12 protein-coding genes are annotated in these 16,288 nt (G+C 69.1%); 8 read left to right on the forward strand and 4 right to left on the reverse strand.

The features are described 5' to 3' along the window. Nucleotides 1-47 precede the first annotated feature (47 nt). Nucleotides 48-488, reverse strand: a complete 441-nt coding sequence (locus LJ657_RS30200; RefSeq protein ID WP_232652011.1) for a carbon-nitrogen hydrolase family protein — start codon at nt 486-488, stop codon at nt 48-50. 595 nt (nt 489-1,083) lie between these two features. On the opposite strand from LJ657_RS30200, the gene LJ657_RS30205 reads away from it, so the two are divergent. Next, nucleotides 1,084-1,377 carry an amphi-Trp domain-containing protein gene (locus LJ657_RS30205; protein ID WP_232652012.1) on the forward strand — a complete coding sequence of 98 codons (294 nt, stop codon included), beginning with the start codon at nt 1,084-1,086 and terminating at the stop codon, nt 1,375-1,377. Between the two features lie 52 nt (nt 1,378-1,429). Here LJ657_RS30205 and LJ657_RS30210 read toward each other — a convergent pair whose 3' ends face one another. Next, on the reverse strand, nt 1,430-2,272 hold the full coding sequence (locus tag LJ657_RS30210) for a class II glutamine amidotransferase (RefSeq protein WP_232652013.1): 843 nt from the start codon (nt 2,270-2,272) through the stop codon (nt 1,430-1,432). A gap of 240 nt (nt 2,273-2,512) precedes the next feature. After that, nucleotides 2,513-3,163 carry a peroxiredoxin-like family protein gene (locus LJ657_RS30215; protein ID WP_232652014.1) on the reverse strand — a complete coding sequence of 217 codons (651 nt, stop codon included), beginning with the start codon at nt 3,161-3,163 and terminating at the stop codon, nt 2,513-2,515. 158 nt (nt 3,164-3,321) lie between these two features. Here LJ657_RS30215 and LJ657_RS30220 point away from each other — a divergent pair, with 158 nt between their 5' ends. Beyond that, nucleotides 3,322-3,921, forward strand: coding sequence for a TetR/AcrR family transcriptional regulator (locus LJ657_RS30220; RefSeq protein WP_232652015.1), 600 nt, complete (start codon nt 3,322-3,324; stop codon nt 3,919-3,921). A 145-nt stretch (nt 3,922-4,066) separates the two neighbouring features. Here LJ657_RS30220 and LJ657_RS30225 read toward each other — a convergent pair whose 3' ends face one another. Beyond that, the gene (locus LJ657_RS30225; RefSeq protein WP_232652174.1) at nt 4,067-7,681 is read right to left on the reverse strand and encodes a LamG-like jellyroll fold domain-containing protein; all 3,615 of its coding nucleotides are present in this window, start codon (nt 7,679-7,681) and stop codon (nt 4,067-4,069) included. Between the two features lie 414 nt (nt 7,682-8,095). On the opposite strand from LJ657_RS30225, the gene LJ657_RS30230 reads away from it, so the two are divergent. The 6 genes from LJ657_RS30230 (at nt 8,096) to LJ657_RS30255 (ending at nt 16,224) form a co-directional block, all read left to right on the forward strand. Beyond that, nucleotides 8,096-9,109, forward strand: coding sequence for a LacI family DNA-binding transcriptional regulator (locus LJ657_RS30230; protein WP_232652016.1), 1,014 nt, complete (start codon nt 8,096-8,098; stop codon nt 9,107-9,109). Between the two features lie 211 nt (nt 9,110-9,320). Further along, a complete protein-coding gene (locus LJ657_RS30235; RefSeq protein WP_232652017.1) occupies nt 9,321-10,568 on the forward strand; it encodes a sugar ABC transporter substrate-binding protein in 1,248 nt (415 codons plus the stop codon). A gap of 10 nt (nt 10,569-10,578) precedes the next feature. Then, nucleotides 10,579-11,562 carry a carbohydrate ABC transporter permease gene (locus LJ657_RS30240; RefSeq protein WP_232652018.1) on the forward strand — a complete coding sequence of 328 codons (984 nt, stop codon included), beginning with the start codon at nt 10,579-10,581 and terminating at the stop codon, nt 11,560-11,562. Continuing rightward, on the forward strand, nt 11,559-12,383 hold the full coding sequence (locus tag LJ657_RS30245) for a carbohydrate ABC transporter permease (protein WP_232652019.1): 825 nt from the start codon (nt 11,559-11,561) through the stop codon (nt 12,381-12,383). The genes LJ657_RS30240 and LJ657_RS30245 overlap by 4 nt, the downstream gene beginning before the upstream one ends. A gap of 178 nt (nt 12,384-12,561) precedes the next feature. Further along, nucleotides 12,562-14,298 (forward strand): amylo-alpha-1,6-glucosidase, encoded by a 1,737-nt coding sequence (locus LJ657_RS30250; RefSeq protein WP_232652020.1) that lies wholly within the window; start codon nt 12,562-12,564, stop codon nt 14,296-14,298. A gap of 69 nt (nt 14,299-14,367) precedes the next feature. Further along, nucleotides 14,368-16,224 (forward strand): RICIN domain-containing protein, encoded by a 1,857-nt coding sequence (locus tag LJ657_RS30255; protein WP_232652021.1) that lies wholly within the window; start codon nt 14,368-14,370, stop codon nt 16,222-16,224. Nucleotides 16,225-16,288: the final 64 nt, after the last annotated feature.

Consider the following 16,288-nt stretch of genomic DNA (forward strand, 5'->3'; position numbering starts at 1 on the left):
CCTGGCATGCTATCGTCCCCTTCACCTTTCGGATCTTGGGTAAGCCATCAGATCCAGAGACATTCCTCCAATCTCTGCCCGCTGCGCGGGCTATACGGCACTGCGCCTCGTGGCGCAGAGAGGCTGTTGTGCGGGCGGTTCGGGCCGGTCAGGCGGTGCACCGACGGGATCACCGTCCACAGCCGCAACTCGCGGGCCAACTCGGCGATCGCCGCCAACTCCGATCGGAGGACCGGCCACTGGCACCGATTCCAGTCCGCGGGGCCGGCCGCGTCCGGGCCGTCGACCGACATGACCAGCTTGCTGGGAAAGCAGATCGCGCCTTCCGGAAAGTGCACGATCCTCGCTTGCCGGGCGCTGGCCTGGCGCATCAGAGCACGGACCCCACGGCCGCTCTCGTGCAGCGCTTCGACGTCGCGGGGGTCTTCGCGGACGGTGGTCTGTGCTGCGGCGAGCCGCACGTTCTTGGGATTCCCTGCTTCCGGCATGACGTCTCCCGATGGAGTCGGACGGAAGTGCCGGAGGGCGGACGTGTAGGACTCGCCGGTCTTGGCGGCGCGGGCACGTACCTGGCGCTTGAAGTTCCTACGGGCTGTCATCGCGGCCTTCCACGCCTTGAGCGACGGCTCCCCGGCAACCTCGCCCGAGGCGATCGGGCTGCGGCAACGGCCTGAGACGCTGGTCCCTTTGCCTCCGAGGGGAGACCGTGCTGGGGACGGTCGCGGGAGGTTCGGCGTAGGCCACGCAGTCGGTCATCATGCCGTCGCTCGCGAACTCCGTCAACAACCTTCAACACGGCCGACGCGCCGTCGCTTTGCCGGGGCGGATGCAGAGAAACACCTCGGCTTCACACGCTGAACTTGACAGAGAGGACATCGGTGCGCGTCCCGCTGTGCCTGTCGAGGCCCGCGATGATCGGGGCGGGGAGGCGCCTAATGGACGAAAGGCCGGCTCGGGCCCCTCCCCGGACGCCCCGGAGATCGACGGGGCCCGCGCTGCGGTCGTGAGGATGTCCGATCCCGGGCATGGCCTCAGAATGGACGTTATGCCCTGCTTGTTCCGGATCGGGGATCGGAGGTATCCATGAAGGATCTCAAGGTCGAGCAGAAGAGCTCGCTGTCACGCATTGAGGCGGCCGATCAGCTCACTGCACTTGCGACTGCGCTGAGAGAAGGCGGGGATGCCGAACTGGAACTCGGCCCCTGGACGCTGAGCCTGCGGATTCCCGACGACCTTCGCGGCGAGTTGGAAGTCGAGGTCGGCGACGGGGAGATCGAGCTGGAGATCGAGTTCAAGTGGCCGACCGCACCGCCCCGTACAGCGCCGTCGCGCGGCAGGGGTAGGACCGCGAAGCGGTCCGCCACAAGAACCGCGTGAGTCGTGCCAGGACCTCGGGCCGATGAGGAACGGCCCACGCACGGCCCACGCGTCATGCAGGTTCGGGGACGAACGGATGCAACTCGTCGGCACCGGCCTGTACGACGCCGTAACTGCTTTCCGGTACCTCGTTCCAGGCGCCAGGCAGGTCGCCGAGAGGCTCGGAGACGACGAGGCGGGTCTCGTCGGACACTTCCCGCAGGAAGGCCGCATCGGGGTGCAGTCTGCGCAGGGCGTCCACGCGGGTGCTGTAGAACAACGACCGGGAAGCACCCTGGCTCGAGTAGCGGAAGGCCCAGACGCGGCCGCCGTCACTCACGGCGACCGTCATCTGCACCGGGAACTCCACACCGTGGTCGCGGCCGCTGCGTTCCACCACTCCCACCATCCGGGACACGGCGCCCGGCGGGTCCTCGTCCAGGCCGAAGGTGAGCGCCAGGTAGAACATCACCTCCGAGTCCGTCGTTCCTTCGATGTCCGAGTACAGCGCAGGGTCGACGAGCAGGGACAGCTCGCGACGCATGAGGTGGAAATCCGTGATGACGCCGTTGTGCATCCACATCCAACGGCCGTGCCGGAACGGGTGGCAGTTCGTCTGCTGCACCGCCGTGCCGGTCGTCGCCCGTATGTGGGCGAAGAACAACGGGGAACGGACATGATCCGCGAGCTCCCTCAGATTGCGGTTGTTCCAGGCCGGGCCGATGTCCCTGAACAGGGCCGGGGTGTCGATGCTCTCCTGCGACTGCGAGTACCATCCGACGCCGAAACCGTCGCCGTTCGTCGTCTCGACACCCAGTCTGGAGTGGAGGCTCTGATCGATCAGCGAGTGGGCCGGTTTGTAGAGGATGGTGTCGAGAAGCAGGGGTGTTCCCGAGTAAGCGAGCCATCGGCACATGAGCGATCACCTGTGTTCCTGCCTGCATCTGCGGGAAAGCCCTGAAGTCCCGCCCGCGGCGTCCGGAGTCTTCAACGAGTCCGCCGGTCACAAGGCTGCAGCGCCCCGCTGTCCCCCTCATTTTCGCCTCCCGCGCCGCCCATCGCCACGCGGACGTGGATCGGACGGCCGTCTCTCAGCACCGGCGATGCGTGGGCGTTCGCGGTCGTCAGCCGGAGCGCCCACACGATTGCCCGGGGATCAGTTCACTGAGTCGAGGGCGGCGAGGATGTCGGCCGGTTCGGCGCGGGTGGTGTAGTCGGTGTCGACGAAGGACCAGCGGATCACGCCGTCACGGTCGATGACGTGGGTGGCGGGCAGCGGGAGCGTGCGCGGGTGTCCGCCGTTGACGCGCTGGAGGTCGAAGCCGAGCCTGTCGTAGACGGCGGCGAGGTCGTGGGGCAGGTCGAAGGCGAGGCCGTACTGCTTGGCGGTTTCGGAGCCGATGTCGCTGAGGACGTCGAAGGCGAGGTCGTGCTTCTCCGCCAGGGTGAGGGACTCGTCGGGGATCTGCGGGGACACGGCCAACAGGCGGGCGCCGCGGGCGGTGATGGCCTCGTGGTGCTGCTGGAGACAGCGCAGGGCGATGTTGCAGTAGGGGCACCAGGCGCCGCGGTAGAAGGTCAACACGACCGGCCCGTCGGTGAGCAGGTCGTCCAGGGCCAGGGTCTGTCCGGTGGCCGTGGGGAGGTGGAAGCGTGGGGCCTGGGCGCCGACGGTCAGGGCGTGGGCGGCCTGGCCGGAGTCGGCGAGTTCCCGGCCGGCCCGCTGCATGATCTCCCGGATCTCGGTGGGGATCTGCTGCTGACGCGCTTCGTAGAAGGTGCGCAGTTCCGCGGTCAAGGTGGTCATGGTGCTCGTTCCTCCCGGCTGACGGCTGGAGCGGGGCAAAATCTTGAAATGACCGTTCCAAGATAAGGGTATGCGCGCCCTCGCGCCAGCCGCGCGGAGGGGGTGACGCGAACCGGGGAGTATCTTGGAATCCTTATTTCAGGATGGTGGGGTGGATCATGCCGGACATCAAGCACTTTGATCCGGACGCCAGCCTGGAGACCGTGGTGCGGTTGTTCTGGCGGCAGGGCGTTGCCTCGACCGGGATCCAGGACGTGGTGACCGCGACCGGGCTCAACCGCTCCAGCCTGTACGCCACGTTCGGCGGCAAACAGGAGCTCTACCTGGCCGCGCTGCGCCGCTACCTGGAGCAGCGGTCCCAGCCGGTGTTTCGGCGCCTGGCCGAGGACGAGCGGGGCCTGCCGGCCGTCTCCGAGTTCTTCGACGGCCTGATCGAGACCCGCTGCTCGGGCGAGTACGCCCGCTGGGGCTGCATGGTCTCCAACGCGCACGCCGGGGCTGAGAACAGCGATCCGGCGGTACGTGCCGTCCTGGACCAGCACCACCGGGAGCTGTGCGAGGCGCTGTACGCGGCCCTGGTGACCGCCGAGCGCCAGGGGCAGCTTGCCCCGGGGACCGCGCCCGGCGCCTCCGCGGATCTGCTGGCGCTGCTCGCCTACGGCGTCAACCTGCGCTCGCGTGCCGGTGCCGACGCCGCGACGCTGCGAAATACCGTGACCGCCGCCCTGGACTCGCTCGGCGTCAGGGCGGCGCCGTAAGCGGCGAGGGCGTGATTCCTGAGGCCGGAGGACTTTCGCAGTGGTCCGCCGGCGCGCCTGACCCGGGCCCGGTCGGAAACGCCGGCGGCCCGGTCCCGCCTCGGGTGGCGGAACCGGGCCTCTGCCTGCGGCACCGGCGGCTGACTCATCGCACCTCCCGCGCAAACGGCGCCACGACGATCCGGTCGATCAGCGGCGCGTAGCGGGAGCGGAGCAGCACCCCCGGGAAGGTGTCGGAGGCGTAGGTCGTGCCGTCGAAGTTCGGCAGTTCCTCGGAGCGGAAGGCGATCGTGTTCTGCCCCTTCTTCAGCTGGACCGGGACGGTCAGCTCCCAGAAGTTGTCCTGGTGGAAGGTGTGCGGGAAGCCGACGCGCTGCACGGCGCCTCCGTTGACGGTGATGTCGGCGTGGCGGGCCAGCGGGTCCGGGTTGTAGTGCGTCGCCTCCGACTGCTCCGGGTTCGAGTAGCGGATGCGCAGCGCGTACAGCCCGGCCTTGTCCGCGGCGACCGTGAACGTCGCCGTGTTGCCGTTGCCCGGGTCGCCGCCGATGCCCGTGATCGCCGTACCGTCGGTCGCCAGGGGCAGTGAGGTCACCGTGGCCGAGCCCGCGAGCTTGGCGTCCTGCGCCTCGTACGTACGTGCCTTGAGCGTGCCGTCGGTGGGCGTGACCGTCAGCCGGTCCACGAGGGTGGCGGCCGAACCGCCGGTCACGGTCACCTTGTTGATGCCGCCCGAAAGGGAGACGGCGACCTCGTGCCCGGCCCTGGACACGTGCAGGACGTCGTGCCCGTTGACCGACAGCCGCGCGTCCGCCCCGCCCAGGGTGCCGACATCGAGGGTGGCCTCGCGGTCGGCGGGCGAGTAGACCCAGAACGTGGCCGTCTGTCCCTTCGCGACTCGGACCGCGCCGGAGCCGGTGGCCGGGGCCGGGGTGTGCTTGGGCAGGTCGTAGACGGGCCGCGCCCCGCCGCCCGGCCAGGCCAGCTCACCCTCGTAGACCTCGGTGGCCGCCGAGGCGTCCGGCAGGGACAGGGTGAGGCGGTCGACGATGGCGTCGCCCTTGGTGGCGCGCTCGCCGTCGAGACTCTTCGCGGCCAGCGTCAGGGTGTGCCGGCCCTTGGTGAGATGCACCTTGGTGTCGCCGTGGTCCCACACCACCCACTTGTAGCCGAGCGGCAGATACAGCTCCTGCTCGCTGTCCGCCTCTCCGTCCATCCGCAGGAACACGTTGGTGGGGCCCTGCTCCTTCACCTTGTCGAAGGTGTTCAGGGAGTTGGCGAAGACACTCAGGTCGTACGTGCCGTCCTCGGGCACGTCCACGGCGAAGTCGAGCGTGACGTCCGAGCCGGTGCGCAGACCGCCCACGTCGTAGCCGCCGGAGGTGTAGAACTTCGACACGTCGGCCGTCGAGCCCTCCGGGCCGTTCCTGGAGTAGCCGGACCCGGTGTGGGCGGCGTCCTCCGCCTCGTACGAGCCCTGCCAGCGCACGGGCGCGGACTGTGTTGCCTTCGCCTTTCCGGCCGGGCTGAGGACGATCTCGTAGGCCGAGGACTCCTTCAGCTTCGGCAGCGCGCCGTCGCCGAAGTCCACGACGGCCGTCCCGTCGTCACCGACCTTCAGATTCGTCTCCGTCAGCAGCTTCGGGCCGGAGTTGTCCCCGACCTGCCCGCTCCAGTCGATCTCCCGCACCCAGGCGTGGACCTGGTCCCCGAAGACCTTCCTGGGGACGCCCGAGAAGGTGATGTGGCCCTTCCCGGTCGACCCGCCGAAAATCAGCCGGGCCTGCTTCTTCTTCTCGTCGAGCGTGGCCACGCCCTGCATGGTGTAGTTCTGGCCCGGGAACGGCGGGGTCACCTTCACGGTGTGCCCGCTCATCGAGGCGTACGAGTGCAGCAGCCACCACTGGCCGTTGCCGCGGTCGGACTGCACCGCGGAGTCGGAGAGATTGCCGTCGATGTTCCAGTAGGCGATGTCGGCGTCCACCTTGGACTCCTCGATCGCGGACACCCACTGGATCATCTGGCCGGGCACGGAGGTGTGGTAGTTGAAGGCGTACTCGTTGATGTTGACGGGGAGTTGGGTGCCCTCACGGTCGGTGCCCTTGAACAGGTCCTTCTCCCACGCCCGGTACTTGGCGACGCTCTCGCGCACCGCCTCCGGGTGGCTCAGCTCATGCCATGTGATCACGTCGGGGAGCGTCCCCGCGGCCAGGGTGTGCGTGAGGAAGCCCTTCACCTGGTCGAACAGGACGCTGGTGTTGGGACCGGCTATACGGGCTTCCGGCATCTTGCCCTTGATGAGCTTGTAGGCGGAGTCCCAGGCGGCGAAGTAGTCCTTGGGGTCGGTCAGCCAGCTGACCTTGTCGTAGCTCCAGTCACCGGTGCCGAACATGTTGCCCTCGGGCTCGTTGAACGGCACGAAGACGATGTTGTCCTGGTACCGCTTCGGTAGCTGCAGGACCTGGTCGACCTGCTTGGCGATCTTCTCCTCGTAGAGCCTGAGCTTCTCCGCGGGGGTGTCGCCGGGCCACTCGTACGGGAAGCCGCGGTTGATGTCCGTCATGTAGATGTAGACGTCGCCGTCGGTGGAGTCGGCCAGCGGCTTGACCACGTCCAGCGCGTCGGCGCCGGGGTGCTGCGGGCCGTCCTGTGCCTTGGTGGAGACGGTCCGCAGCCCCATGCCCTCGATGAGGTTGTTGGTGGGGACGTCCGGCCCGTACACGCCATAGAGGGTGCCGGAGGCACCGCCGTGGAACTTGCCGGTGTCCGAGCCGAGGTCGACGGTCAGGGCCCCCTCGCGGACCACGGTGACGGTCGCCTTCACCGCGTGTCCGGCGGCGGCTCCGGCGACCGTGAAGGTGCCCACCCGGGCGTACTCCTCGGCCGGTACGGCGTCCCAGGTGACCGGCGCATCGCGGTCGTAGCCGTCGGAGAAGGCGGAGCGGACGGCCGCGGGGAGGGAAGGGGCCGTCCCGGTCGTCGTACGGACGTCGAAGGATGTCTGCGAGAGCTGCTGGAGGGTGGGCACGCTTGCGACCGTGCCGGCGACCTGCTCGGGGGTCAGCGCAGAGTGCCAGACCGCGAAGTCGTCGACCGCGCCTTTGAGCAGCGGGTCCGGGTATAAGGACTTGCCGATGTAGCCGGCCGCCGTGGCCGAACCGTCCAGGAGGTCCCTGGCCTTGACTGTCGTCGCGGCGGAGGAGACCGCCACGCCGTCGAGGTAGGTGATGACCCGGTGGGCGGCCGTGTCGAGGGTGACGGTCACGGTCCGCCAGCCGTCGGCGGGCAGCGGGGCGTATCCGGAGACCTGTGCCTCCGCGCCTCCGCCGCCGGTGGTCACGGCGGTGCGCAGCACGCTGCCGTTGTACGGCGTCGTGAACAGGTACCTGCTGGTGTCGGCGCCCAGATCGAAGATCCGCTGCCAGTCCGACTTGTCGCCGCTCCACTTCACGCGGGCCGAGACCGTCAAGTCGCCCGCGTCGCCGAGCACTTCGCGGGGAAGGCGGACATAGGCGCCGTCCGAGGTGGGTGCCCCGCCGGGCAGGGACAGCGCCTTGCCGCCGTCCGGGCCCGCGACGGACTGGGCGGTGGAGCCGTTCACCAGGGTCGCCGTCAGCCCGTTGCCCGAGCTGTCGGTGATCCTGCCGGAGGCGAGATCGTCCTGGTCGAAGGTGTAGTGGGCGGCGGGCTGGGGCGTATCGGCCGCCTGCGCGGGGACGGCCGGTGCGGCCAGCAGCCCCGCGCCGAGAGCCAGCACCATGGCGGCCGGGGCCCGGCGCCGGGCGGATCTGTCAGCGGATGGCATGGATTGCGTCCTCAATCCTTGTGGATCGGCATATCTGCGTATCGGTATGCGTCGAACCGGTTCGATCAGGTGCGGAACGGGGCTGGTGTCGTCGGAAGGATCACTTCATCGAACCGGTTCGGGGAAGCTAGCATCGGGAATCCGGGCCAGCAATCCCCTCGACCCGAGGAAAACGGGGCCTTCCGACGGATACGAAAGTGCTGTCAGAGGTGTTGACAGGCGTCCGGCCAGTTCCTACGGTCGCTTCACGCGAACCGGTTCGACAACCGGATCGGCCTCGCAGTTCCACCCGCCCTCGTGAACCGACGAGTACTCTCTCCATCGAGAAGTCGAACCGGTTCGAGCCTGATTTCGAGCAAGGAGCCGCCCGTGAACATCGGAGAGATCGCCCGCCGGGCCGGTGTCTCGCGGAGCACCGTCTCCTACGCGCTGAGCGGCAAGCGCCCGGTCTCGGACGACACCCGCCGGAAGATCCAGCAGGTCATCGACGAGCTGGGCTACCGCCCGAACGCCAGCGCCCGCGCCCTCGCCAACGGCCGCACCAACACCATCGGCCTGGTCTTCCCGCCCGCCGGCAACCACTACACCGGCATGCAGCTCGACTTCATCGGCAGCGTGGTGGAGGCCGCCGCGGCCTACGACTACGACGTACTGCTCTCACCCAGCGGCGTCGACAGCGACCGCTCCTTCCAGCGGCTGCTGGGGGAGCGGCGGGTCGACGGAGCGATCCTGATGGAGATCAGGCTCGAGGACGACCGGGTCGACCACCTGGCCGAGCTGGGCTTCCCCTCCGTCGCCATCGGCCGTACCGCCCACCCGGAGGGCGGCTGGTGGGTCGGCCTGGACCACACCGCGCTGGCGGCGGCGTGCGTCCACCACCTGGCGGACCTCGGCCACCGCCGCATCGCCTTCGTCAACCGTCCCGAGCAGCTGCTGCGGGCCGGATACGAGTCCGCGCACCGCGGCCTGGACGGCTTCACCAAGGCCGCGGCCGAACGCGGGCTGACCGTGCGGACGTACTGCTGCGGGGACGACGCGGCGTCCGGCCAGGCCTGCCTGGAACGGATCCTGCACGACGACCCGGCCACAACCGGCCTGGTCACCCTCAACGAGGCTGCTCTCGGCGGCCTCTACCGGGGGCTCGCCCAGGCGGGTCGCCATGTGCCGCGCGACTTCTCCGTCACCGGGGTCGTCGCCGGCCGCTGGGCGGAGACGGTGACCCCGCAGCTCACCGCGGCCGACGTACCGGCGGAGGAGATGGGCCGACACGCCGTCGACCTGCTGGTGGAGCGGCTCGACCATCCCGACGGGCCGTCCCGGCACCATCTCCTCGCACCGCCGATCTCCCTGCGGGCCAGCACCGGGCCCGCGACCGCGTCCTGACCACACCCTGACCGTCCCCGCGTAACTCACCCGCGCCACTCACAGGCGTCACTCACCCGCGTAACTCACCGCGTACATCTCCTGACTTCACTTCACCGGGCGCCCGAACCGCTCAACGGTCCGTTCGCCGTGCCCGTCTCCCGCGTCACCCCGTGTCGCTCACCACCCCGTGCCTCGGCACCCGCATGCCCAGAACAAAGGAACCCTCGCCATGAACAGCTCCTCCAGACAGCGCCGTCTGACCGCCGCCGCCGTGACCGCGCTCGCCGTGGCCGTCTCCGCCACCGCCTGCTCCTCCGGTTCGGGCAGCACCGACACCAAGGGCGCCGGCGGCGGCACGTACACGATCTGGGACCCGTACCCGCAGTTCGACAAGACCTCGGACTGGGCGAAGCTGCTGGACCAGTGCGGCACCAAGGCCGGGGTGAAGGTCAAGCGGACCGCCTTCGACACCAGCGACCTGGGCAACAAGACGCTGCTCGCGGCCCAGCAGGGCAACTCCCCGGACGTCCTCATCGTCGACAACCCGGTGGTGTCGACCCTGGCCGAGGCCGGCGTGCTCACCACGACCGACGACAACAAGCTGGACACCTCGAAGGTCGACCAAAACCTGCTCGCGGCCGGCCAGTCGGGCGGTAAGACCTACGGCACGCCGATCGGCGCCAACACCCTCGCCCTGTACTACAACAAGGACGTGCTCAAGAAGGCCGGCGTGGACGTGGCCTCGGTCAAGGACTGGAAGTCACTGACCGCGGCGCTGGCGAAGGTCAAGAAGGCCGGCAAGAAGGGCATCACGTTCTCCGCGATCGGCACGGAGGAGGGCAGCTTCCAGTTCCTGCCCTGGTTCTGGGGCTCGGGTGCCAAGCTGACCGAACTCGACTCCTCCCAGGCCGTGTCGGCGCTGTCCCTGTGGAAGGACTGGCTGAAGCAGGGCTACGCCCCGAACTCGGTCCTCAACAACACCCAGACCACCAGCTGGCAGGAGTTCGCCAGCGGCGACTACGCGTTCAGCGAGAACGGCACCTGGCAGCTGGCCAACGTCAAGAAGGCCGGCTTCGACTACGGCGTGATCCCCGTCCCGGCGGCCACGGGCGGCAACGCGGCGGCCCCGACCGGCGGCGAGTTCGTGACCCTCCCGGTCCAGAAGGACACCGGACGCTACGCCACCTCGCAGAAGCTGGTGACGTGCCTGACCAGCGGCGACAACCTCTACAACACCGACACCACGCTGTCCTACGTGGCCCCCACCAGCGAGATCCAGGACAAGCAGGTGACCGCGAACGCCGACCTGAAGCCGTGGGTCGCCGCGGTCAAGGCGGCCAAGGGACGCACCAGCGACGACCTGGGCACCAAGTATCCCAAGATCTCCGAGCAGATGTGGAAGGCCGTCCAGTCCGCCCTCAGTGGCTCCAAGTCGCCCAAGGACGCGCTGAGTTCGGCGCAGGCCGCGGCCAAGTGACGTGGGATCGATGAAGCAGACGACACATCCGCCGGACCACCGGCCCGCAGACGTCCGGAACGGGGCGGCCCACGCCGCCCCGCCCCCGGCCCGCGGCAGGAGGCGCCGCCGGCCCCCCTCCACCCAGTGGGCCGCCTGGGGCTTCCTCGCCCCGGTGACCCTCTACCTGGCCCTCTTCTACGCCTATCCGCTCTACCGCAACCTCGACCTGAGCCTGCGCGACTACACCGTCCGCTCCTTCGTCCAGGGCGACGCGCCGTTCACGGGCCTGGCGAACTACCGCAAGGTCTTCGACGACCCGACCTTCGCCCCGGCCCTGCTGCACACCGCGCTCTTCACCGCCGTCTGCCTGGTCTTCCAGTACGCCATCGGGCTCGCCCTCGCGGTCTTCTTCAACCAGAACTTCCGGCTCTCCGCGACCCTGCGCGCCCTGTTCCTCGTGCCGTGGCTGCTGCCGCTGATCGTGTCGGCCTCCACCTGGTCGTGGATGCTCAACAGCGAATCGGGTGTCGTCAACGCCACTCTGCACGCCGTCGGCATCGGGCCGGTCAACTGGCTGACCTCGCCGTCCTGGTCGCTGACCTCGGTGATCATCGCGAACATCTGGATCGGCGTCCCGTTCAACCTGGTCGTGCTCTACAGCGGTCTGCAGTCCATCCCGGCAGGCCTGTACGAGGCCGCCGCGCTGGACGGGGCGGGTTCCTGGCGCCGGTTCTGGAGCATCACCTTCCCGCTGCTGCGTCCGGTGTCCGCGATCACCCTGCTGCTGGGCCTGGTCTACACGCTCAAGGTCTTCGACATCATCTGGATCATGACCAAGGGCGGCCCGGCCGACTCCTCCACCACCTTCGCCACCTGGTCCTACCAACTCGGCTTCGGCAACCTCCTGCCGGCCTTCGGCCCCGGCGCGGCCGTCGGCAACCTGCTGGTGGTCGCCGCGCTCGTCTTCGGCCTGGTCTACGTCCGGGTGCAGAGAAAGCAGGCCCTGTCATGAGCCGAAGCCGCAGGCGTACGTGGCTGAAGACCACGATCGGTGTCGTGCTGACCGGGGTCATGCTCTTCCCGGTCTACTGGATGCTCAACGTGTCCCTCACCCGCGACCAGAACATGCGCAAGAGCCCGCCGGACCTGCTGCCGCTGCACGGCACCCTGGCCGGCTACCGCACCGTCCTCGACGAGCAGTTGCCCTACCTCGGCACCAGCCTGGTCATCGGCCTGGGCACCGTCCTGCTGACCGTGCTCCTGTCCGCCCCCGCCGGCTACGCGCTGGCCAAGCTGCGGCCGCGCGGCGGCGGATTCCTGAGCTTCGTCCTGCTGGCCGCGCAGATGATCCCCGGCATCATCATGGCGATGGGCTTCTACGCCATCTACCTCCAGCTCGGCCTGCTGCAGTCCGTCCCCGGCCTGATCGTCGCCGACTCGACCCTCGCCGTCCCCTTCGCGGTCCTGATCTTCACCGCGTTCATGTCCGGCATCCCCGGCGAGCTGATCCAGGCCGCGCAGATGGACGGCGCAAGGGCTCTACGGACCTTCCGGTCCATCGTCCTGCCCATGAGCCGCAACGCCGTGGTCACCGTGTCGCTGTTCGCGTTCCTGTGGTCCTGGTCCGACTTCGTCTTCGCCAGCACCCTCGCCAACGGCGGCGCCCATGAGCCGATCACCCTCGGCATCTACCACTACATCGGCAACAACAACCAGCAGTGGAACGCCATCATGGCCACCGCCGTCGTGGCCTCCCTGCCGGCCGCGGTGATCCTTGTTCTCGCCCAGCGCTACGTCGCCGCCGGCGTGACCGCCGGTGCGGTGAAGGACTGAGCCGCTGGTGCCGCGATTGCCGTCGCGTGTCTGCGGCTGCCTTGTGGCTGGTCACGCCCGCGCGGCGGTAGCCGCACATCAGACACGGCCCCGCGCCCCTTCAGGGCGCTGTGCTTCCCCCCGGGCCTGTTCAGAGCCCCCGTTGTTGCCCCCTGCTCCAGAAACGAGTCACGTCACCATGACCGCCGCCCGATCCGGCCAGGCTTTCTCTGTCCACGACATTCCGTTCAGTACCTACGGATCCTGGTTCGACATCTCGCCCGTGGTGGCGGAGAAGACGTACGCCGAGGACCTCCATCTCGTCTCGCATCAGAACGGCATGCACGGTGTGCTGCGCCTGGTTCCCCTGAGTTCACCCGGGGGCGACCGTGCCGGGACCCGTGTCGAGGCGACACCGGGGCTTCTCAGCTGGATCGGCGAGAGCGGGCGTGTCGACCTCGCCTACGAGTCGCCGGACACCGTACGGCTGCGGGGGAGCGGCCTGGGCTTCGGCGTCTTCGCCGCCGCGCAGGGACTGACCCCGTTCAGCGGGACGTACTTCTTCCACGACCCGGCGGCGAACGCGCACGTCTTCACGTCGTACGAGACCGGACGCCGCTATCGCGTCACAGTGCTGTCCGGCTCCCTCGCCGAGGCTGCCGGAGCCCAGGCCCTCGGCAGCGCCGACCGCGGACTCGCCATCACCGAGGAGGCGGGCGGCGGGTGGGAGATCGCGGTCGAGGAACTGGACACCGCCCGCCCGCCGTACAGGTCCTCGGCGACCTTCGACGAGATCCTGGAGACCGCACAGGGCGCGTTCGCGGACTTCGTCGACGCGGTGGCCCCCTGGCGTTCGTCCGCCGCACCGGCCGCCGAACTCGCCGCCTACGTCGTCTGGTCGGCGACCGTACGGCCGGCGGGCCTGGTCACCCGGCCCGCCGTGCTGATGTCCAAGCACTGGATGGACAAGGTCTGGAGCTGGGACCACTGCTTCAACGCCCTTGCCCTGGCGCCGGGTTGCCCCGAACTGGCCCTGGACCAGTTCGCCCTGCCCTTCGATCACCAGGACGACAGCGGCGCCCTGCCCGACTCGGTCACCCACTCCGAGGTCCTGTACAACTTCGTCAAGCCCCCCATCCACGGCTGGGCCTTCGGCCACCTGCGCCACCGCCTGCCGGCACCTCCCGACCAGGCTCAACTGGCCCAGGCATACGCCCGGTTGGAGCGCTGGACGGACTTCTGGCTCACCGCGCGACGGGCCCCCGGCGCGGAACTGGCCTACTACCAGCACGGCAACGACAGCGGCTGGGACAACGCCACCACCTTCGACCCCGAGCGGGTGGTCGTCACCGCCGACCTGGCCGCCTTCCTCGTTCTGCAGCTGCGCGAACTCGCCGATCTGGCCCGGGAGCTGGGCAAGACGGACGCCGCGCAGCGGTGGACGGCCGTGGCCGAGGAGACGCAGACGGCGCTGCTCGACCAGCTGTGGACCGGCGAGCGGTTCGTCGCCCGGGGAGCCGCCGGCGGGGACACCTGGAGCAGTGCCAGCCTCCTCGACCTGATGCCCATCGTGCTGGGCGAGCACCTGCCCGGTGAGGTCAGCAGCGCGCTGGCCGACCACATCAAGGCTCACCTCACCCCGTACGGCCTGGCCACCGAACTGCCCAGCTCGCCGCACTACCTCGCCGACGGCTACTGGCGCGGCCCGATCTGGGCACCCGCCACCGTCCTGGTCGAGGACGGCCTGCGCCGCGCCGGTCACCACCGGCTGGCCGACGACATCAGCGCCCGCTTCCGCGCCCTGTGCGAGACCCACGGCTTCGCCGAGAACTTCGACGCCCTCACCGGCACGGGCCTGCGCGACCGCGCCTACACCTGGACCGCCAGCAGCTACCTCCTGCTGGCCGAAGCACACGCGCACCGTGAAGGCCGCTGAGCGGCCGCCTCCCACGAAGCCCCGGGGCCGGACGGGCCCCGGTCGACCTCCTCCCCCAGGAGCCGCACAATGAAATCGTCCATACCCCCTCCCAGATCCACGACCCGCACCCGGCGCCGAGCGATCTCCTCCGTCGCCGTCCTCATGGCCGCGCTGGCCTCGACCCTGGTGCCGGCCACCCCCTCCCAGGCCGCGGACACCAGCGTCACCGTCGACTTCGCCACCGCCGGCGGTGCCCCGACGTACCACGCCTCCGGAATGATCTACGGCATGACGCCGGACGGTTCACTCCCGCAGGACCACTTCTTCAAGGACATCAAGTGGCACTTCATGCGGGCCGGCGGTGCCCAGCTCAACAGCGGCGGCTACGCCACCAGCCTCGCCGACTACCGGACCCGCTGGAACTCGACGCTCGCCCAGTACAAGCGCACCGCCGCCCTCGGCGGCACCTTCGTGCTGCTGCCGCACGACCTGTGGGGCGCCGACGGTACGACCAGTCAGGCCTTCCCCGGTGACAACGGGGACTGGACGCAGTTCGACAACTTCGTCACCCAGCTCATTGGCGACGTCAAAGCCAACAACATGACCGTCGACTGGGACCTGTGGAACGAGCCGGACGGCGCCGGCTTCTGGAAGCCCTCGCAGGCGCAGTACCTCCAGATGTGGTCGCGGTTCTACGCCCGGGTGCGGGCGGCGTTCCCCGGCCAGCTGATCGTCGGGCCCAGCATCGCCGGCCAGCCGAACTCGTCCAACACCTGGTGGACGACGTACCTGAACTACGTGAAGGCCAACAACGTCGCGCCGGACATCTACAGCTGGCATGACGAGCCGGGTGACCCGGCGGTCGACGTCGGCCGCGCCAACTCCACCATCGCCGCTGCCGGGTTGACCAACACCCGCCCGTACCAGATCAACGAGTACGCCACCCTGTCCATGCAGTCCCCGGGCGGCGGCGCCTGGTTCATCGGCCGCCTGGAGCGCGCCGGCGCGGACGGCCTGCGCGGCAACTGGGCCTCCGGGACCGGTCTGCACGACGACGAGGCGAACCTGCTCACCAAGAACAGCGCGGGCCAGTACCTGCCGCTGGGCGAGTGGTTCATGTACCGCTACTACGGCTCGCAGAGCGGCAACATCGTCAACCTCGTCCCCGGCACCGGAACCGACGGTCTGGCCACCAAGGACAACACCGCCAAGAACGCCAAGGTCCTGCTCGGCAGCAGCGGCAACACCGGCACGGTCACGGTCAACCTCACCGGCCTGAGTAGCACGTCGGTGGTGGAGAACGGCCAGGTCCGCGCGGTGGTCCAGCGCGTCCCGTACAACAACGGCGGCGCGGTGGCCGGTCCCGAGACGATCTCCGACACGACCCTGAACGTCAGCAACAACGCGGCCTCGGTGAGCCTCCCCTGGACGAACGCCAAGGACGGTTACACCGTCACCCTGCTTCCGCCGTCCGACACCACCGTCTCCACGGTGGCCGTCAGCGAGAACAGCGGCCAGTGCCTGGACGACACCAACCTGAGCACCGCCAACAGCACCCAGTACCAGCAGTGGTACTGCGAGGGCGGCTACCAGCAGATGCTCGACCTCAAGCCGGTCGCCGGCAAGACCAACACGTACACCGTGGTCAACGAGCTGAGCGGTAAGTGCCTGGACGTCTCCGGGGCGTCCACCGCAGACGGGGCCGCCGTCATCCAGTACACCTGCAGCAACGGCGCCACCAACCAGCAGTTCACCCTCAACCCCGTCACCGCGCTCGGCAACAGCAAGGACTACCAGCTGGTCGCGGCCCACAGTGGCAAGTGCGTCGACGTCAGCAACGTCTCGACCACGGCCGGCGCGCTGATCCATCAGTGGACCTGCGACCCCGCGAGCGCGCTGAGCACCAAGAAGAACCAGATCTGGAGGCTTGTCGGCAAGAGCTGACGCTCTTCCCAGCCCCGTGGCCGTCCGGTGTCGCCGCCGGACGGCCACGTGTGTTCGAGCGGCG

It is taken from the genome of Streptomyces guryensis (genome assembly GCF_021261325.1).
Taxonomy (GTDB): domain Bacteria; phylum Actinomycetota; class Actinomycetes; order Streptomycetales; family Streptomycetaceae; genus Streptomyces; species Streptomyces guryensis.